Source organism: Mucilaginibacter sp. P4_A11 (genome assembly GCF_056402535.1).
Genome location: NZ_JBFUHE010000003.1, coordinates 62,848 through 82,049, shown reverse-complemented (window position 1 = coordinate 82,049; position 19,202 = coordinate 62,848). Strand labels below are relative to the sequence as shown.

Genomic DNA, 19,202 nt, shown 5'->3' with positions numbered 1-19,202 from the left:
ACGTTATTTTCTCTTTTTAATACCGTAAAAATACGGTATTGTATTGTTATTCAGTGGTTTAATTTTGATTCATGTTTTAAACTTCTAACTAAAAGATATTATCATGGAAAAAGGTTTCTGGAATTTCAAAAGTTATGACGAGGTACGCTGGTTCAGGTTCCTTGTACTGAAAACGATCATTGTGGCGTTACTCTATTTCTTCGCGCATATCGCGCTGAACAGCTGGGTGCCAAAGTATAGCTATGAATATACGGTACTTGACCAGGATCAGCTGCAAATGATCAACCGGATCTATTCGGATGCATCAAAACCTAAAGCTGACAACGCGACTCCAAAACCCGGTCAGGCAGCGGATCCGAAGGGTAAAAAAGGAGCGGGCTCCGCCGCAAAAGCAGACAGCACAAAGAAGAAGGATTCGGCTGCAACTGCCTCACATATCGCAGATACGGCCGGGAAATCTACAGTAAAGAGTGCCGCCCCTTCGCAACGGGGGGATTCTGCCCGGATCAAAAAGCCGGTTTGCATGCAGGTGATGGATTACCTGGACAATATATTTGAGAATAAGATCGACCCGGATCAAAAAAACAGGTTAATGGTTTTTTTATGCGAACTTAAAGCGGAAGACGCGCCGGCCTTTTTAGGTAAGGTCCGTTTTGAGATTCGTTCGTATTTCTGGCTTACCGGCCCTTGTGTTTACCTCGAAATCATTTTCTGGTCTATCCTTGGCGTGCTTGCCAGCCTGTTGTTTAATCTTGGTGTGCTTAGCAAAAACTCTACTACTGATCTGGCAAACCCGCAGTCTTATTTCGATTCGTCTGAAATTCCATTTCAGGTTGCCAAAGTGTTGTATGCCCCAATTTGTACTTTAGTTGTGATCCTGGGCTACAATTACTTCAGTAACCAGAATATTGTTGATATCAGCTCCAGCAAAGGTGTATTGGTTTTTGCCTTTATCTGCGGGTTTTACAGCAGCAGGGTTATAGCACTTATGGACCGCCTCAAGGAAGTCTTGTTGCCGAACAGTGGTACAAGCGCGCTTCCCGGAACACCGCCGGCACCTGGAGCGAACGCGTTGATAGCCGCGATGACCGTAAAGGTAGTGGCAGCGGCTGACATCCTCACAGCGGCAGAATTGGCGGCAGTGGGCGCAGACTGGATCAATAATGTAGTAGTTACCCTGAAGTCTACGGTTACAGGTACAATGTTGACCGGGAGCCGGATGAACATAGACCCTGCCGGCAGCTTTACTTTTAAGAATTTTCCACCGGGAAATTATGCTATAACTGCCGAATTTCAACATGCAGCGGGGGGCAATAATGTTCATCTGAAGGGAATATTGAAAGGGCAGATCAATAGCGGGATCGCTCCGGTTGAAGTTAAGCTTGATAGATTATAGAGATATGTCTCGCTTGTTTCAGGCTTCCTGTTGAAGGTAGCATCCGGATAACATATTTTTACCCGCGGCACAGAACATCTAACGCGAAAACCGCCGGCCTGTTTTGCTGGTCAAGGCGGGAAGTTTTAAATGATTATACTAACAGTGATTTGTGATAACCTCTTGTTGTTTTATACCGACAGCGAGGGGTTATTATTGTTTTAAAAAAGCCTGGTACTGTTTGATAAGTTTAAAATTTCGCTTTACGGGGGAGGACTGGTGATTGACGTATTGGCTGGCTTTAAAAAAGATATCATATCGGTGCTTGCTTACCAATGGCCTTTTGATACCCCTGCAAATCCATTTAAGTTAACCTGGCAACGTTTAGGTATATCGTTAACCATTTCCCACCCTTTGCATTTCATCAGCCGCACCATTATCGCGTTTAACCGTTTTATAGGTCTTGCCGAAGCGATAGGTGAACGCAAGCACCACCACGCGGCTGTCGCGCTTGATCTTAAAATACTCGGTGGCGTTGGGGAACTGTGTTAAGCCTTCCATGGCGTTGGTGTAAAATATATCGCGCATACTCAACTTCAGGTTAGCCTTCTTTTTAAGTACCGACATGCCCAGCCCGGCCGAGAGCTGCCCGGTAGGATATAGCCGTTCCTGCACATCGTTGCGGGCGCGGGTGGTGTAAAAGCCCGATACCTCGCCGGTAAAACGCTTGCCGATGGTAAATTGGTTACTGGCGTTAAGGTTAAGCTGGTTAATATCTGATGTGTAATGATTACCGTTAAAACCGCTCAGCTTTTTATAATTGTACAGTGCCTGTGCCGTAAGCGTCCACCAGTTGGTGGGCGAGGCCGTGACAGCTTCTGATACGCCAATGATGTACGTGCGCCCCACGTTTCCCTGTGTATATAATAGGATGCCCGCTTGTGAAGGGTCGCTCAAAAATATCTGCGAAAAATAGTTGTTGATGTTACTGTAAGATATTGTAGTAGTGAGCAGATTTTTGTATTGATGGCTCAGCTCCAGGTTCCAGCTGTATTGCGGCAGGATGTACGGATTGCCGGTTTGATAGGTGTACTTGTTGATGATGAAGTAGAACGGGTTGAGCGTTTGGTAAGCCGGGCGATCAATACGGCGGCTTATGGTTAGCGTAAGGCTGTTGGCAGTATCGGCCTGGTAACTGAAATAGCCGCTGGGGAAAAAGCTGCCATAGTTACGCGAAAAAGCCGAGTCTTTTTGCAGTACGTTGCCCAGTTGATGGGCATGATAATCGGTATGTTCGTAACGCAGGCCTGCCTGGTAGCTAATGACCTTGTGCTTGCGCTCCAACAGCGCGTAGGCCGCATGGATGTTCTCGCTATAAAGGAAATGGTTACTGCGGGTCAGGTCGTCCGTCCATTGGCCCGCATTGAAATTTTGGTAGCCGGCAGCGTTGTCGGTACTGCTGTGTACCGATTTCCAGCCCAGTTGCCATTGGTCATTGTTTTGGGTTTTGAGCGTATAGTCGGCTTTGCCCGAGAGTATGGTGATGCCCGTGGGGATGCTGGCGCGCGTCAGTTCGTTATAGCCGCCGGTGGCTTGCAGGCGGTTGTTAAAATTCTGGTCGCTGGCAATGTTGTAGTGCAGCCAGTCGGCATCGGCGCTGATGTCCTGGGTTTTGCTGATGGTATGACGAAGGCTCAGGCTTACCTGCCCGTTTTTAAACCGGCTGTTGTTGGCGTTATCGGTAGCGATAACTGAATCCGCCGCGCCACTTGGGTTAAGCCAGCGCGCCGACGCCGTATTGTTACCCTTGCGGTGGATCATGGTGCCGCCAAGCACAATGCCAAGGGTAGTTTTGGGCGAAACATCATAATCCAGCCCCGCTTTGGCCGTATTATTCAACAGTGTGCCGGTGAAGTGTGACGGCTGATCAAGTGTTGAAGTGATTTCCCCGCCGGCGTTGGTGTATTTGCGCAGCGCGTACAGGTTGGTAAGATATTTCTGATCGCTGATATTATAATTGAAGAAAGTGCTGATGCGCCCCGCGCGATAATTCAGCGACAGCGTATTATTGGTTTTGAAGTAAACACCCTGCGCCACCGTGGCCGAAACCGATCCGTTAAAACCTTTTTGCCGGTTCTTTTTGGTTTTAATGTTGATGATCCCCGCGTTGCCGCTGGCATCATACCGCGCGGTGGGGTTGGCAATCAGCTCGATCTGCGATACCTGGGTGGAGCTCATACTGCTGAGCAGGTTGTTCAGATCGGCGCCGGAGAGATAGGTAGGCTTGCCATCTATCATCACCAGCACCCCGGGTTTGCCTTGCAAAGAGATGCCGCCATTACGGTCAACCATCACGCCCGGCGATTTCTCCAATACCTCCAATACCGTAGCCCCCACATTGGTTACCGATGCTTCTACGTTGACGATCACCTTTCCCTGCTTCACCTCAACCGGCGGCGTTTTTGCGGTGATGTTTACCTCGTCCAGTACGGTACTAAAGGGTTGCACACGGACGGTATCCTGTATTACATTTCCCGCAGTAATGTAGCTGCGGGTAGTTTGGGGCTGATAACCTGTATAAGTTACCGAGAAGCTAAATGATCCCTGCGGGATGTTCTGAAACCGGGCCTGGCCGCGGGCATTACTTACGATCATGCTGACCTGCCGGTTAGCCTGGATCAGTTTAACGGTGGCACCATCGGCGGGCTGGGCATTTTCTTTAACAACTATCAGCGTAAACTGCTGTGCAAAGCCGCCCATGGGTAACAGGGCCAGTAAAAAGAGTAAAAGCGTACGGGTCATTCAGTCAATCCTAATAATTCCGTAAGATAATCAGGATGAGGCAGATGTTGGCAATTTAAGCTGCGAAAATATGAGTGAAAATCACTTTTTTGATCTCGCTGTTTCAGTGGGGTGACTACTTTAAAGTCACGAGTACGCCACGCTCTTTGTTGGCGCTGCATACTCGCGCCAGTTTGGGCTACATACTTCGCCAGTTTGGGTGATTTAAGTTAAACTTATCATTGAATAGTGATTGCCCTACGTCTGAATTCCAAAAACCTTCGGGGTCTTTTAAAATTTCCTCTTCAATTTTTCTTTGTTGTTCTTCGCCTGGAAGTGTTATGTTTTCTATCTGACGGAGCCTATTTCCCAAAAAGGATACCAAAGGAAAATACTGCAACCGCTGTGGGATTTTTAATTTTCCACCTGTTGGGTTAATTTCAGTATCAGTTAATGTGTCTTCATCTCCGTAGTCGACCAAATTAACCCAAAATATGAATCGGCTAAATTTTCCATATATGAGTAGGCATGTATGTGGCTCATTATCAATGATAGTGGCATCGAGTATTCTTGTGAAATAAAAATCAACCCCCTTCAAATCTGAATTATTCTTTTTAATCCGATCAGTAAAAAAAATACAAAATCGTTTATGTGTTTTTGGTAGTTCCCCGGTGATCAAATATTTTTTCCATTGCGCTTCTGCTTCAATAATAATATCATAATACCACTTATTCTTTAAATCAGGATCTCTTTTAAACTCTAAGACTAAAATTCGCCACAAAAACGATACTGTAAAGTAGTATAGGTTTTCATTATAATCTAAGTCCAGCTTACCACTGATATAAGGAATAAATATTTTTTCAGCAAACCATTTTTCTCTTATTGAAAACTTCTGTTCTGCTTTTTCGCCTAAAAGGAATAATTTGATCCCATCTTGCCGCCTTACATTTGGTTCAACCAGCTTTCTTAAAAATTTCGAACCAGTTTTTTTTATGTAGTTAATTACAAACTTGGGATAAATATGACTTTCGAGGAGCTCGGTTTCAATATTATATAATGCACAAATACCTTTCATTCTTTTAAGATTAAATCTAAGAGCAATATTTATATTTATTATTTACCTGAAATTATTAAGTGTTTAATCGCAAGCTAAAGAATTAAAAATATATTAAGTTTGATGTTACTATTTTTATATAGCTAACAAACAAATTTGTTTTAATATAGATGCTATTAATCACTACAAATTGCCATGGGTAAAATATCGTTTTCAGTTTCAGCGCGTACCGCCAAACTTATAGGGCAGGAAAACTTTGCAACTGCGGAAGGTGCTGTAATTGAGTTGGTTAAAAACTGCTACGATGCAGATGCAAAAAACTGTGTAATCATTTTTGAAAACGACAGTAAATTTGCTAGTGATCCTTCTTTATATATCATCGACAATGGCATTGGTATGACCGATGAAGTTATTGAAAACCAATGGATGAAAATTGGCACTGACGATAAATTGCAAAATTTTAAATCTGAGAGAGGGCGTGTAAAAACTGGTGCGAAAGGGATTGGACGATTTGCATTAGACCGTTTAGGTCTTTATTCAGAAATGCAAACGGTCGCCCAGCAGACTGGTAAGGGAGCCCTATGGAGTGTTAATTGGAGCGATTTTGATCAGCTTGGAATTTCCATAAGCGATGTGGATGCCGAACTGTCAGAAATTCAAAACCCAGATATTAAAACATCTTTATTAGAGCAGTTCCAATCTGTTCAGCCGATCATTGACTGCCTTACAGGTATTGATTTTCAATCAGGAACAGTTTTAAAAATTAATCCATTAAAAGATCGTTGGGACGAACAGGCCATAAAAAGTTTATTTGACAATTTGGAGGTTTTGATACCTCCACAAGAGCAACCTGAATTTAGTGTTCACCTGTTCTCCAAAACGGCGCCCGATGAATTTGGACAGGTAAACAGTGCTTATTATGATGACTACGATTATAAAGTATTTGCTAAATATCTTGCCGACGAGGAAAGAACCTTAGAAATCACCATCACCAGGAATGAGTTAGAGCTCGAAAAATTGGAAACTTCCTTTAATGAGGTTTTTGAAAATAGTTTATTAAAAGATGCTCCTTATGATCTAAAAACCATTAATGAAAAAACATTTAAGCTAACGAGAACAAAAGCAGATTTTCCCATATTCACAAAAGCGGATCAAAATCTATTGGATAATGTAGGTGAATTTGAGTTTACTTTTTATTTTTTAAAAAATGTAATTGATAGCAGCGATAGAAACAAATTTCCTTATAAAAGTATCTCTTCAGCGAATAGAAGAGCATGGCTAAATAAATTTGGCGGCGTAAAAGTTTTCAGAGATGACTTCAGAGTACGTCCCTACGGCGAAGATGGACAGGATTGGTTAAAATTAGGCGAACGGCAAGCAAAAAGTCCAGGTGGTCCTGGTCAAAAGTTGGGTGGATATAGAATTGGCCCCAATCAAATAGCCGGTACTGTTAAAATATCTCGCATTGCTAACGCAAGTTTCCAGGACAAATCAGGTCGGGAAGGTATACAAGAAAACGAAGTATTCGAGTTATTCAGGAATATTCTAATTGATATTATTGGAGTATTTGAGCGTGACCGTAACGTAATAATGTTTAGTCTGTCTGAGCTTGCGAAAAAAAGATTTAAAGCAGAGGAAGATAGGAAAAAAGCAAAAGAGGAAGCGGAAAGAATTTTACGTGAACAAGAAGCCGCGAAAAACCGGCCAGCAAATAATACTACCCCTGGTGTCCAAGGTCAAACTAATCCGCCTATTGTAACCAATAATACGAACACAGAGGTATTGTTCGCTGCGGCTACTATGAGCTATGAACAAGAACTTGAAGAAAAGAACGAAGAAATAAAGTTACTTCGTGGTTTAGCAAGCGTTGGATTAATCATTTCCTCATTTGCTCATGAACTAAAAGGGTTGCGTTCCCGTTTAGTGCCAAGAACGGAATTTTTGATTAAAGAATTAAAAAAACTCATCAAGGAAGAAGATTTGGCAAGCATACCACGGGATGATAATCCGTTCTATATGCTGGAATTGATAAAAGATGAAGATTTAAAATTAAAGCACTGGCTGGATTATTCATTAAGTACTTTAAAAAGAGATAAAAGAACACGAACCAACATCAACTTCGGCGATTATTTTCAAGATTTCGAGGCGAACTGGCGAATGGCGTTGCAACAACGTAATGTGAAAATGACGTTAATTGGAGATAAAGATCCTAAGAATGTTATTCAAGCTTTTGAGGTGGATCTGGATGCTATTTTTAACAACTTGCTTTCTAACACGCTTAGTGCATTCAAAGAGAAAAAGGGCTCATATTCACGGGAAGTTACTATTGGATGGAAAACAACTGGGGAATTTATAGAGATTAAGTTTTCAGATAATGGTGCTGGATTAGCAGAAGGATATAAGGCTGAGCCTAATAAAATATTTGAATTTAACGAATCCTCAAAAACAGATCGGACAGGTAATAAGATAGGAACGGGCATGGGACTATATATCGTTAAATTGGTTATAGATGATTATAATGGTGCCGATATAAATATATTACCAAGCGCAGAAGGGTTCTCGCTGGGCATTAAATTTGCGACAAGAAAAAAATAAAGATGTATAAAATAGGATATATTGATGAAGATAAGGGCTGGCGTAATACATTTCGCCAATACCTGAAAGATGATTTTGAAATAGTGCTTTTTGACATTACTGAAGAAACCACAGTTGAAACTTTAGTTGATGATATATTTAATCAAACTATCGATATGCTTGTTATTGACTTTCGATTAGATGAAACTGGTTTGGTTGATTTTAATGCCGATACACTGGTTGATAAAATACAAGAAAGAAACTTGTATTATCCTTTAATCATTCTAACCTCGTTTGAATCGGATGCTTTAGACCATTTGGAGAATGCAAATCTTGTCAACGGGAAAGATATGCTTAGTGGTGATAATACTTCAAAAGTTTCAATTTTGAAACAAAAGATAAACAAAATAGCGAGTGACTATACCTTGAAAGTAACTGATTCTATTAGAGAGCTTGAGACTCTCGAAAAAAAGCGAGTAGAAAAAGGTTTGGAGCCTGATGAAGAAGATAAATTTGTCGAACTAAACAATTATCTGGATAAAACCACCTCAGCTAAAGGTAGATTATCTCGTACTTTTTATTCTGAAGACACCAATAAAAAGTTAGATGATCTTATCTCTAAAACAGAACAGTTACTAAAACAAATAACGGTTAAGAACGAGCCCAATGCCTGATTTTAGAAATACCTTGCCACAAAGAAGACCGAACCGGGCAGAATGTAAGCACTACTCGTCTTATCTTAAAACATTAAGAGCAGATTTTCATCAAAGATGTGGTTACTGCAACGACCATGATAGGATAAGAATTAGAAGTTTTACTATCGATCACTTTGTGCCTCAAAATCCGGAGGGCTTTACACACACGATAAAAGATAATTATTATTATAATTTAGTTTATTCTTGCAGATATTGTAATGCTGCAAAAACAAACAAATGGCCAAGTAAAGATGCAACTATTCACAATAATGGGATTCAGGGCTTTATCGATCCATGTACTCAAGATTATACCGATCTTTTTAATCGAGAAAACACAGGCAGAATAATCGCCAATAATCCCGCTGATGCCCTATCAACATACATTATCAAAGAGTTAAATTTGTGGCAACCCATCCACGAAAGAATGTGGAAACTTGAACGCATCAAAGTTCTGAGCGACCAGGTTAAGACTCAACTGGCGCTACTTCCTGATGGCGAATTAAAGAATGCCGTTAAAGCACTCCATTATGAAATATTACTTGTTTTGGAGTCTGTGCAGTCAAGTATATTTATTGAGAACGATTAAATTATGCTGTTAAACAAAGAAGTATTTGCTTTTCTTAAATCGTACTCTACTGATCCAATAAAAATAAATCGAATAATTGTTTCTGCTTATGCATTATCCAATGATATTGTTTCTTTGAAAAACAAGCGTTTAAAGGAATTAATTATTACCAAGCAAGATTCTGATCATGACGCATTATTAGCACTGATCAAAATCCAGCCGCTTAAAAGCGTTGAGCAGTTGATCGAGGCATTTGAATTTGTAATCTCACCTGAAGATAAAATTGTTACAGGTGCTGTTTACACTCCTCAATTGATACGGGATTATATAGTTAATTATAGTCTAAAAGACGCAAATGATTTAGAGGATTTTACGGTATGTGATCCTGCATGCGGTTGTGCAGGCTTTCTATACACCGCTGCTAAAAAAATAAAAGTCTTAACTAATCTTACTTATAAACAAATCTTTAAAAACAACATATTTGGCTTAGACATTCAAGCATACTCAGTAGAAAGATCAAAATTATTATTATCGTTGTTAGCCTTGGTTGAAAACGAAGACGAGGAAGATTTTGATTTTAATATCTTTCACGGTAATGCGTTGAATTTTGATTGGGCATCTGTTATTCTAAATTTTGAGGGCTTTTCAAATATTATCGGAAACCCGCCGTACGTATGTTCGAGAAACATTGACGAAGATTCTAAACAATATTTAGCTAATTGGCAAGTTTGTTCGACAGGCCATCCAGACCTTTATATTCCATTCTTTGAAATTGGTTTAACTAATTTAAAGAATGGCGGGATACTTGGATTTATTACCATGAATACTTTTTTTAAGAGTGTTAATGGCAGGGCTTTAAGAGAATATTTCCTAAATAATCTAATTAAATTAAGAATAATAGATTTTGGAGGGCTGCAAGTCTTTCAGTCTAAATCTACTTACACCTGTATTTGTATATTACAAAAAGAGGAATTCGAAATGGTACATTATGCCAAAATAAATGAGCTTGAGGCAATATTAGAACCAGAAAAAATTCTATTTAACATAGTACCTTATCAAGGACTAAATGCTTTTAGTGGATGGAATCTACAGGAAATTGATCTTATTGGAAAGATTGAGTCCACTGGAAGAGCATTTGGAGAACTATATAAGACAAGGAATGGGATTGCGACCTTAAAGAATGATGTTTATATTTTCGAGCCGCTAAACGAAGACGAAAATTATTATTACTTAGAGTATGAAGGTGATATTTTTCAAGTTGAGAAAGGTATTTGTAGAGACATCATAAATCCCAATAAATTAACCACTATAACTTCTATTGACACTATTAGAAAGAAGATTATCTTTCCTTATTATTATGAAAGAAATAATCAGGTGAAATTAATTACCGAAGATAAATTCACTACGGATTTTCCAGAAACATACCGATACCTGGTGCAGATGACTGAAATACTTGCAGGAAGAGATAGAGGTAATGGAAAATATGAGAGATGGTATGCATACGGTAGGAATCAATCTCTTGAGAGATTTGATCACAAATTATTTTTCCCACATATCACAGCCGCAATTCCTAATTATGTTGTAAATGCAGAGCCTGATTTATTATTTTATAATGGTTTGGCAATCATTGGGAAAAATGAACGAGAATTATTGTTTCTTCAAAAATTGATGAGTTCAAGATTGTTTTGGTTTTACATCACTAATTCGAGCAAGCCGTATGGCTCTGGATATTTTTCTTTAAGTAGAAATTACATAAAGAACTTTGGAGTATATAATTTCAACGAAGAGGAGATAGATGAGATTATTAACGAGTCTAATATGGAGGTGGTAAATTCTATATTAGAAAGTAAATATGCAATTGAAATAAATTAATTCCTTAACTGGCGCGAGTATCTGGTACTGGACGTTTTGGGCCGGGTACTCGTGACTTTTAGGTACTGGTAATGAAAGTTACAGGTACGCCAAGCTCGTTGGCGTCACTACATACGCATCAGCTTTTAAATAATGCAAGCGTTACTATGTTGCATTTCCCACTATAAAAATTATGTTACAGGCTCTTATAGTTTTTAAGCAAAATTGTTGCTGGTGGTAAAAATGTAACAAATTCGAAAGTATTTGCAACATACGCGAAAGTAGCTTTCGGAAAGGCTATGTTTCTTTGTGAAGCAATTGTGCCAGCCTTACCAACTGTGGCCATCATGTTTGGCGAGTTTCAAAACAAATATGTTTACCTGCTTATGAAAAACCTACAAAAAACCTTATCGATACCGCTTATAGTGATACTAAGCTGCGTACTATTTCCCGGATGCAACTACAGTAAAGGCACCAAAAAAGACTTTCGCACCGGTTTATCATTCAGCTACAATGGCTTTATTGTGCAGGACGTTTTATTGATTGATCCGGCCAATAAACGTATGACCGACAATAAAGTACAAATAAATACCCGCATAGCTATAGTTGCGCTTGGCGTAAACAATTATCAGCTTAAGGACAACAAAGTTTTTCCGGGAATGATGCTGTTGGTGACAGATAAAAAGGGAACTCCCGTGCTTAAGGCCGACGACCTGTTTGCCGGAGACCAGGGCCATCCGCCTGCAAACGCTACCGAACTGCGCGGAGACATCACCATAGCAACACCAATGATAGCCGGGGAAACCTATCACGTAAAAATGCACGTTTGGGACAAGGTAAAAGCTGATAATGAAATAGATATTGAAGCAGACCTGGCTGTGCAGTAAGCTATTATACACCCCGAATTCGGTAACCTTTTAAATATTTATCATGGCCATTCTTTTGCCGAGAAAACCGACCCTTATTTGCATGGCAGTGCTGGGCCCTATTTGCATGGTGGATGGCATTGTCAAAAAAGACACGAAAGAGATCCTGGCAATGTTGGCCGTATTTATATTTGCCATAGTAAGCCTCCTTAACGACAGGGAAAAAAAACGGGCCATTAAAAATGACAGGGAACGTAGCAACCCCATAAACCCAAACCAATAACTTAAACAAACTCCCAACCGGTGCGAGTATTGCAGTGCTGGATATTGTGGGCCGGGTACGCGTGACTTTTAGAAACACGAATACGCCACGCTCTTTGACAGGTGCGTGGCATACCTACGTAAGTAGAATAAATTTAATTTTTTGTTAAAAAAATTAAATTATAGATAAAATGCCGAATTTTATTTGTATCTTGGCTACTTATTAAAAAAGATATAATGCAAAAAGAAGGTACCGTGAAATTTTTTAATGCCGCAAAAGGCTTTGGATTCATTTCACAAAATGACAACAGGAGCGAAATTTTCGTTCACGCTACAGGTTTAATTGATGAGATCCATGATAATGATCAGGTCGCATACGATGTAGAAGAGGGCCGTAAGGGTCTTAACGCAATCAATGTTAAAGTAATCTAATCATCAAATATCACATTGGTAAAAGCATCCGGCCCTAAAGCCGGATGCTTTTTATTTACATATCCCGGAACCAAGCGAAAAAAAGCACCGGGCTAATAGAAAATGCGGTCATTAATAACAAATAACAAAAGAAGTAAAATGCAGGTAGTTATCAGTAAAGAAGTAAAAGAATACCTTTTCGACCTTAGGAATATTGCAGCTGAAAACGGTTTTAAATCCGAAAAGCCATGGCAGGTCAAATTGGCCAGCCAGGCTGATAAAAATTCAATTGAAAAGCAATACTATGCCAGCGTTTCTGTTAAAGCGGCTGCTGAAAAACTTGCTTCCATGCTGGCGCAGGTTGAGGCCGAACTTATGCTGCCGGCCACAGCATACGTTAGCCTCAAAGATATTCAGGTTAATGAATTACAATACCTGGTTGCCTATAACCCGCTGCAGGAAAGGCGATAATACTTAGTAACCGTTTCATAGCTTTAACCAGGTGTTATTGCTTTTTCACCTTAATCGCATTTAAGCCTTTAGCTCCCTGCTCGGTTTCAAAGGTTACCTTGTCATTCTCCTGGATGGCTTCCGTCAAACCATTGGCATGTACGAAGATGCTTTCCTGGCTGGCTAAATCTTTGATAAATCCATAACCTTTGGATTCATTGTAAAAGGCAACAGTGCCTTTTCGTACCGGATCGGCAGGAGGGAGGTACTCCTGCCTCGGGATGCCGATCTGGATGTCTTCGGCATTCATTGTTTTCTTTTTATTCGGATCAGGCGGAGTTGTGGTAATATTACCGTTCTCATCAATATAAGCCATCATATCTTCCAGGCTTTTTCCTTTGTTTGAATTTGCCTTTCTGTCCTCTGCCTTGTCTTTCTTATCGAGTTGCTTTTTAAACTTTTTCTTTTCTCGTTCCTTTTTACTAAAGGTTTCTACTGGTTTCCCCATAACTTAATATACGAAGAAAAACCGAGAAAAGCGACGATCTTGAAATTATTTTTAATAAAGAGATGTTTTCCCCTTAACTGGCACGATTATGCAGCGCCGGATATAGTGGGCAGCGTACCCGTGACGTTTTTTGCCGGTCCCCAATCGGCTTGATATTCCTGCAACTGTGAAAGTTTTCGCTCTATAATTTCAGACTTCTGAATTTGTAGGTCCTGATAACTTTTGAATACTTCAATGGTACATTGTTCATCAGGGTTGTACCCGGTTTGGTATCCGGCATCTTAATGATAAAGCTGGTATTGTCATCTGAAAGGCTGAATTCTGCTTTGATCGTCGTTGATGGGCTGCTTAAAGGCGTCTCGTGCTGGTCCGGTTGGTAGATCAGGTAATTGATCCCGTCCTCGATTTTCACGATGGACACCGTATTATTGTTGATCGGGCAATATTTGGTAGAATTGGCTGCCGCCATGTAATTCGGGTTAAAGGTCAACCCGTCATCAAAAAGCAGGAAAGTATTGGGCTGAACCGGCAGGTCGTCCGTTTTAATAAGCTTACCTGTATTGTCGAAATAAGTATCCACTTCCCCGATCAGGTTGCGATTGCTTCCCATGGAAAGTTTGCTTAACAGTTTCCCTTGTGCTGTGCTGTGGTCATATCCTTTTTGCAGTTGAGGCGGGGCAGGCGCTGGGGTTGATTTCTTTGAGCATCCGGCAAGTACCGCCGCTATAAACAGAAGGTATATTTTAGCTTTGAATGTATTTCTGATCATGTGATCTGGTTTTATGGTCTTAAGGCCGCGAATCTAAATATATTTCTGAAAAAAGAAAATCAACCAATCCCCCAAAAAGCAACCCAGGCACACAATATACCCCAGGAGTGTTTTTTTAGCGAAAAATATTATTTCTTATCTGTCATTAACCAAAATTCATTTTTTCCCAATCCCGCTGATAATATGCTCAATTTCAATGCTTCGTTCTCGAATACCGTGACTTAAGCGGGCAACTCCATCAGGTAATTATTAATAAACTTAAGCCCGGTGAACAAAAGCAATTCACCATTACAAACATCAACGTGCGATATGCATTTGCTATAAAAAGGCCCGGAGGGTTTGTGGTAGCAAGTTATTTATTGCCTTTATCAGTTTTGAACGATTATTTGACCGCAGATCTGCTTTTACGATATTCTTTAGGCCCATATCCCATAGTTCGGGTAAAGAGTCTTGAAAAATAAAATTGATCATCAATCCCTACTTTGAAAGCTATCTCGCTAATTCTTAGATCTGTAAACTGCAGGTATTGACAGGCTTTCTGAATTTTGAGATGATTAAAATAGTCAATAGGAGAAAAACCCGTTTTCTTTTTAAACAAGAACGTATAATGACTAACAGATAAGTTGACCGAAGCTGCGAGTTCAGCTAATGAGAGGCCTTTATCCAGGTTATTTTGCATGAACAAAATTGATCTTTCTGCAGGTTCCGGATGAGTTTCAGACTTAATTGCATAAAATCTGTCCCGGTATGCAAATGAACATAAGTATTGCAGGAGCAAAAGATTGACATAGGTTAGGTTTTCCGTGCTATAACCTTGCTCCAAAAAACTGTAAAGTTTGTCAAAGAGATTGATACGCTCATCAACAAATTTAACGCTATAACGGTAACTCTGTTCTTTAGAAAAAATCTGCTCCACAATAGCATCTGACTGCGGCCCTTTAAAATGGCACCAATAAATTGTCCATGGGCTGCTTTCGTTAGTTTCGTAAAAGTGTTTTGTGTTATGGGGGATAACAATAAAATCACCCGGAGCTATATCATATATAACGGAATTTATATCTACCGTTCCTTTTCCATCAATGCAATAAATCAAAATGTTCTCTTCGGCTCCCGCCTGTCTTTCTCTGCCATGAAATTTTGCTTTGGGATAATAGCCAATATCTGTTATGTATGCTCCTTTAACAGCATCGTTTTTTGTGCAAAATCTGGTTAATATCGGCTTGGGTATAACAATCGCACGTTGACCTTCAAATCCGTCTTTTTTAAAATTTACCAAATGGCTGCTCATTCTCATTTCGGTTTTAATATGATAAATTTAAAGATAACTGTTCTATCCACACTTTAACAGGAATATTGTCCATAAAAATAAGAAAATCGTCCATGTATTTCGTTGCCCAGGTTTTAAAGATGATACCGGGCTATATCTGCTTGCCTGCAACTTTTTAATAATTACTTAGTTTGTGAAACCTGTTTTACTAAAATGAGGAACGGGGCCGATCTTATAAATCAGTTACCGGCAGTTGAAGGGGTATAGCTCATAGATAGATATTAAGTCGGGTTTTTGAAGACGTAACTTGCTTGATACCTGTGTTTTTATGTAAAATGCCAACCTGTGACCTAAGGCACGTCAACAATTTTATCAATTACTCAATGTGCCGGTTCATTGTTTTTACGCGACTTCTTAAAGGTTAAAGCCTGTTTAACTTAAGGGTAATTTTCGTTGCTGAATGGCATATGTTGCCATAGATAGTATGTTAAGTCAGGATCATACCGGGTAAGGCAAGTTTTCAGAAAAAGATGTTTCAGGATTGCAAATAGTAAAATCGTCCATATTTTACAAGAAATCGTCTATACTCGGGTTTGTAATAGCGGTTAGATTTGCCTATCCATTATAATTAAAAAACCCAATTATGAGAAAAAAACTTACACTAACAACAGTGTTATTGTTGCCTTTTTTCAGCCTGGTCATCGCCCAGACCAAGGCTATCAAGGGGCGGGTAACAGACAACACCCACCAAACGCTTATCGGCGTGAGCATTTTGCTCAAAGGGACTAAAACCGGCACCGTTACTGACGCGTCCGGCTTGTTTCACATGAATTCAAAAAAAGGAGACATCCTGGTGGTATCTTATCTTGGCTTCGACACAAAAGAAGTGGCAGTTGATGGCCGTGATCAATATGAAATAGGTCTGGAACCATCCAGCAATCAGCTCAGCGAAGCAGTGGTGATCGGTTACCAAACCATTACCAGGAAAAGTGTGACCACTGCGGTATCGTCGGTAGGGACAAAAGATATTGCTCCTACAACCACGAGTAATGTGGCAGATGCCATCCAGGGAAAGGTGCCGGGTTTGCAGGTGTTCCAGGGCGGGGGCAATCCGGGCGCACAGCCTAAATTGTTGATCAGGGGATTTTCAACGATCACCGGGTCCAGCGATCCCCTCATTGTCGTAGACGGGGTGATCACCTCATTCGGCGGACTGAATGACATCAATCCATCGGATATCGATAAGATTGATGTGTTAAAAGATGCAGCTGCAACAGCAATTTACGGCTCGCGTGGCGGAGCCGGTGTATTGCTGGTGACAACAAAAAGAGGCAAGGAGAAAACCCAGGTCAATTTTAACGGAACATCTGGCATGAACTATTGGGTAAATCCCAAGCTTGCGCAAACGGATGAATTTGTTAACCATTACCGCCAGATTTATTCGAATAATAACCAAACGCTTCCGGTAAATGGTGCGGCAACAGGCATCAACACAGATTGGTGGAATGAATCAACCAAAAAGGCCTACACACATAATTATAACGTTAGCGCGTCGGGCTCCAAAAATGGGCTCACATTTTACGGAAGTGTAGGATATTTTGACCAGTCAAGCAATTTTCAGGCTCAGCGTGGTACTGCTGACTACCAGAAAATTACTACCAGGTTCAATATTGATTATGAAATTTCAAAAGTATTTAAGTTCGGGGTCAGCCTTGCGCCGCGGATGGAGCGGTACGGTGATGGCGGTGGTACCAGTTTGTTCAATGTCATGTCTATCGCGCCGAACGTAGCCGCGACTAAATCTGCTGCTCAGACGCAAACAGATGTAAATGCTTATGCCGCGACCAATCCCAGCTGGAGTTTTACAGCCTACAATCCTGTATATAGCCAGTTCACCCGGTCTAATTTCAATAATATCAATAGTCCTTTAGCTGCCATGGCCCGTGATTTTAATCAATCCCGATTATTCGGCACACAAGGCTCCTCTTATCTGGAGATCAAGCCAATTAGAGGCCTGACTTTGAGAAGCAGTATTTCCGGCTTCTATAATTCAATAAACCAGACAAATTATCAACCGAAGTACTATATAGACCCACAGGACCGGAGCGATATTTCGGGCGTTTCGCAGAACTCGGTAATCAATTACCGCTGGCAACTGGATAATACTATTAATTACATAGGTAGCATTAACAAACATCATTATAATATTTTGGCAGGTCAGTCTGCTGATAATTACACTTATAATAACAATTACGTTTACCGGCAGGATGTACCTTACGATGCAGAGCCTTATCATTACATTTCAGCCGGTGCTACGCTCGCAGATGGCAGCGGAAGCCATCAGCCCGGAGCCGGTCCTTTTGGCAAAATGAACTCTTATTTTGCAAGGGTTTCCTACGATTATAATGAAACTTATTTCATTTCCGGTTCTTTCAGGGCCGACGGATCGTCCATGTTATCACCAGCCAACCGCTGGGGTTACTTTCCTACTGTTTCGGGCGCTTACGTGATTTCTAACGAATCGTTCATGAAGAATATCAAATGGTTGAACTACCTGAAGCTTCGGGGATCATTTGGCCGTGTGGGCGGAAACCTGCCGGGTGCTCCGGGTGCGTATGAAAGTACGCTTGGATTGTCTGATTATATCAATGGAGCTAACAGCCGGGTGTATGGTTATGTGCCTGCCAATGTACCGGATCCGAATATAAAATGGGAAACAACACAGGATGTAACCATTGGTCTGGATGCAGACCTGTTCAACAATAAGTTGTCCCTGACTGCTGATAAATACTGGCGCTCACCTAAAGACATGCTGCTTTATTTGCCGGTACAGCCTTCACTGGGTTATCCGCAGGGGTATATTCCAACCGTGTATACTAACGTGGGCACCATGCGCACAAGCGGCTGGGAGGCGGCCATCAATTATAAAGATAAGATTGGCAAACTCTCATTCGGTATCGGGCTAACGCTTCAGCATTTTATTTCCAAAGCAGTAGACCTGAAAGGCCAGATATTGTATGATGAAATATCCAATGACGTGTTTCAGTCAACCCGCAGAACAAAAACCGCTGCTGGCGACATATTGGGCGGCTATTACGGCTATAAGGTGCTTGGCGTTTTCCAAACCGCGCAAGATGTGCAGAATTATAAAAGTGCTAATGGCACGGTGCTTCAGCCCAGCGCACGCCCAGGCGATTTTATGTACGCCAATGTGAACGGCGATAATACTATTGATCTGAACGACCGCACCTCCATCGGTAATCCATACCCGAAACTATCTTCAGGATTAAACCTGCAGGCTTCTTATAAGGGTTTTGATTTCCGGATGGAATTTTATGGATCGTTTGGTAATAAAATAGCCGATGATTACCTGGTAAGGATGAACCCGATTTATGGCTACAACTTTGTTAGCGGTACCGAAAATAAATTCTGGACCGGCCCCGGCAGCACCAACAGCTATCCGGCCCTAAGCCTGTCTGATCCGAATGGCAATTTCTCAAAAAACTCAACCTTTTTCATTAAAGATGGTACTTACGTGCGCAATAAATTGCTGCAATTCGGTTACACGGTGCCTCCGAAAGCACTTGGCGGATTGGCAAACGTCAGGGTTTATATCTCTGCTCAAAACCTCTTTACGATCACCAAATACGATGGGCTGAACCCAGAGGTTCCTTTTGCAGGAGTGCTTAGATATGGCATCGACAACGGACAAAATCCAATCCCTAAATTTTTCAACGTCGGATTTAACGCAAATTTTTAAGACTTAGTAGTAAAC

At 40.8% G+C, this 19,202-nt stretch carries 15 protein-coding genes; 10 read left to right on the top strand and 5 right to left on the bottom strand.

What is annotated here, in order from left to right; translation table 11 throughout:
* Positions 1 to 103 precede the first annotated feature (103 nt).
* Positions 104 to 1,396 (top strand): carboxypeptidase-like regulatory domain-containing protein, encoded by a 1,293-nt coding sequence (locus AC1DUD_RS07550; protein ID WP_477373186.1) that lies wholly within the window; start codon positions 104 to 106, stop codon positions 1,394 to 1,396.
* Positions 1,397 to 1,771: 375 nt separating this feature from the next.
* Here AC1DUD_RS07550 and AC1DUD_RS07545 read toward each other — a convergent pair whose 3' ends face one another.
* Both AC1DUD_RS07545 and AC1DUD_RS07540 read right to left on the bottom strand, forming a co-directional pair.
* Complete coding sequence (locus AC1DUD_RS07545; protein ID WP_477373184.1) at positions 1,772 to 4,177, bottom strand: outer membrane beta-barrel protein; 2,406 nt, start codon at positions 4,175 to 4,177, stop codon at positions 1,772 to 1,774.
* Between the two features lie 178 nt (positions 4,178 to 4,355).
* The gene (locus tag AC1DUD_RS07540) at positions 4,356 to 5,231 is read right to left on the bottom strand and encodes a hypothetical protein (protein ID WP_477373182.1); all 876 of its coding nucleotides are present in this window, start codon (positions 5,229 to 5,231) and stop codon (positions 4,356 to 4,358) included.
* A gap of 174 nt (positions 5,232 to 5,405) precedes the next feature.
* Between AC1DUD_RS07540 and AC1DUD_RS07535 the strand changes: the two genes are divergently transcribed.
* From AC1DUD_RS07535 to AC1DUD_RS07500, 8 genes are all read left to right on the top strand, one after another.
* Entirely contained in the window at positions 5,406 to 7,805 is a 2,400-nt protein-coding gene (locus tag AC1DUD_RS07535) for a sensor histidine kinase (RefSeq protein WP_477373180.1), read from the top strand.
* Positions 7,806 to 7,807: 2 nt separating this feature from the next.
* A complete protein-coding gene (locus AC1DUD_RS07530; RefSeq protein ID WP_477373178.1) occupies positions 7,808 to 8,458 on the top strand; it encodes a response regulator in 651 nt (216 codons plus the stop codon).
* On the top strand, positions 8,451 to 9,065 hold the full coding sequence (locus AC1DUD_RS07525; protein ID WP_477373176.1) for an HNH endonuclease: 615 nt from the start codon (positions 8,451 to 8,453) through the stop codon (positions 9,063 to 9,065). Before AC1DUD_RS07530 ends, AC1DUD_RS07525 begins: the two co-directional genes overlap by 8 nt.
* 3 nt (positions 9,066 to 9,068) lie before the next feature.
* Complete coding sequence (locus AC1DUD_RS07520; RefSeq protein WP_477373174.1) at positions 9,069 to 10,916, top strand: HsdM family class I SAM-dependent methyltransferase; 1,848 nt, start codon at positions 9,069 to 9,071, stop codon at positions 10,914 to 10,916.
* 365 nt (positions 10,917 to 11,281) lie between these two features.
* Positions 11,282 to 11,782: a hypothetical protein gene (locus AC1DUD_RS07515; protein WP_477373172.1), complete on the top strand. Its 501-nt coding sequence runs from the start codon at positions 11,282 to 11,284 to the stop codon at positions 11,780 to 11,782.
* Positions 11,783 to 11,864: 82 nt separating this feature from the next.
* Positions 11,865 to 12,044, top strand: coding sequence for a hypothetical protein (locus tag AC1DUD_RS07510; RefSeq protein WP_477373170.1), 180 nt, complete (start codon positions 11,865 to 11,867; stop codon positions 12,042 to 12,044).
* 215 nt (positions 12,045 to 12,259) lie between these two features.
* Complete coding sequence (locus tag AC1DUD_RS07505; RefSeq protein WP_477373168.1) at positions 12,260 to 12,454, top strand: cold-shock protein; 195 nt, start codon at positions 12,260 to 12,262, stop codon at positions 12,452 to 12,454.
* Between the two features lie 138 nt (positions 12,455 to 12,592).
* Complete coding sequence (locus AC1DUD_RS07500) at positions 12,593 to 12,904, top strand: hypothetical protein (protein ID WP_477373166.1); 312 nt, start codon at positions 12,593 to 12,595, stop codon at positions 12,902 to 12,904.
* A 34-nt stretch (positions 12,905 to 12,938) separates the two neighbouring features.
* Here AC1DUD_RS07500 and AC1DUD_RS07495 read toward each other — a convergent pair whose 3' ends face one another.
* From AC1DUD_RS07495 to AC1DUD_RS07485, 3 genes are all read right to left on the bottom strand, one after another.
* Positions 12,939 to 13,391 (bottom strand): cold-shock protein, encoded by a 453-nt coding sequence (locus AC1DUD_RS07495; protein ID WP_477373164.1) that lies wholly within the window; start codon positions 13,389 to 13,391, stop codon positions 12,939 to 12,941.
* 181 nt (positions 13,392 to 13,572) lie between these two features.
* Positions 13,573 to 14,160 carry a hypothetical protein gene (locus tag AC1DUD_RS07490; protein ID WP_477373162.1) on the bottom strand — a complete coding sequence of 196 codons (588 nt, stop codon included), beginning with the start codon at positions 14,158 to 14,160 and terminating at the stop codon, positions 13,573 to 13,575.
* A 382-nt stretch (positions 14,161 to 14,542) separates the two neighbouring features.
* A complete protein-coding gene (locus AC1DUD_RS07485; RefSeq protein ID WP_477373160.1) occupies positions 14,543 to 15,448 on the bottom strand; it encodes an AraC family transcriptional regulator in 906 nt (301 codons plus the stop codon).
* A 622-nt stretch (positions 15,449 to 16,070) separates the two neighbouring features.
* Here AC1DUD_RS07485 and AC1DUD_RS07480 point away from each other — a divergent pair.
* Positions 16,071 to 19,187 (top strand): SusC/RagA family TonB-linked outer membrane protein, encoded by a 3,117-nt coding sequence (locus tag AC1DUD_RS07480; protein ID WP_477373158.1) that lies wholly within the window; start codon positions 16,071 to 16,073, stop codon positions 19,185 to 19,187.
* Positions 19,188 to 19,202: the final 15 nt, after the last annotated feature.

Excerpts from the sequence above, each read along its gene's own strand:
- AC1DUD_RS07550 (WP_477373186.1), top strand. The coding sequence starts at position 104 with ATGGAAAAAGGTTTCTGGAATTTCAAAAGTTATGACGAGGTACGCTGG.
- AC1DUD_RS07545 (WP_477373184.1), bottom strand. The coding sequence starts at position 4,177 with ATGACCCGTACGCTTTTACTCTTTTTACTGGCCCTGTTACCCATGGGC.
- AC1DUD_RS07540 (WP_477373182.1), bottom strand. The coding sequence starts at position 5,231 with ATGAAAGGTATTTGTGCATTATATAATATTGAAACCGAGCTCCTCGAA.
- AC1DUD_RS07535 (WP_477373180.1), top strand. The coding sequence starts at position 5,406 with ATGGGTAAAATATCGTTTTCAGTTTCAGCGCGTACCGCCAAACTTATA.
- AC1DUD_RS07530 (WP_477373178.1), top strand. The coding sequence starts at position 7,808 with ATGTATAAAATAGGATATATTGATGAAGATAAGGGCTGGCGTAATACA.
- AC1DUD_RS07525 (WP_477373176.1), top strand. The coding sequence starts at position 8,451 with ATGCCTGATTTTAGAAATACCTTGCCACAAAGAAGACCGAACCGGGCA.
- AC1DUD_RS07520 (WP_477373174.1), top strand. The coding sequence starts at position 9,069 with ATGCTGTTAAACAAAGAAGTATTTGCTTTTCTTAAATCGTACTCTACT.
- AC1DUD_RS07515 (WP_477373172.1), top strand. The coding sequence starts at position 11,282 with ATGAAAAACCTACAAAAAACCTTATCGATACCGCTTATAGTGATACTA.
- AC1DUD_RS07510 (WP_477373170.1), top strand. The coding sequence starts at position 11,865 with ATGGCAGTGCTGGGCCCTATTTGCATGGTGGATGGCATTGTCAAAAAA.
- AC1DUD_RS07505 (WP_477373168.1), top strand. The coding sequence starts at position 12,260 with ATGCAAAAAGAAGGTACCGTGAAATTTTTTAATGCCGCAAAAGGCTTT.
- AC1DUD_RS07500 (WP_477373166.1), top strand. The coding sequence starts at position 12,593 with ATGCAGGTAGTTATCAGTAAAGAAGTAAAAGAATACCTTTTCGACCTT.
- AC1DUD_RS07495 (WP_477373164.1), bottom strand. The coding sequence starts at position 13,391 with ATGGGGAAACCAGTAGAAACCTTTAGTAAAAAGGAACGAGAAAAGAAA.
- AC1DUD_RS07490 (WP_477373162.1), bottom strand. The coding sequence starts at position 14,160 with ATGATCAGAAATACATTCAAAGCTAAAATATACCTTCTGTTTATAGCG.
- AC1DUD_RS07485 (WP_477373160.1), bottom strand. The coding sequence starts at position 15,448 with ATGAGCAGCCATTTGGTAAATTTTAAAAAAGACGGATTTGAAGGTCAA.
- AC1DUD_RS07480 (WP_477373158.1), top strand. The coding sequence starts at position 16,071 with ATGAGAAAAAAACTTACACTAACAACAGTGTTATTGTTGCCTTTTTTC.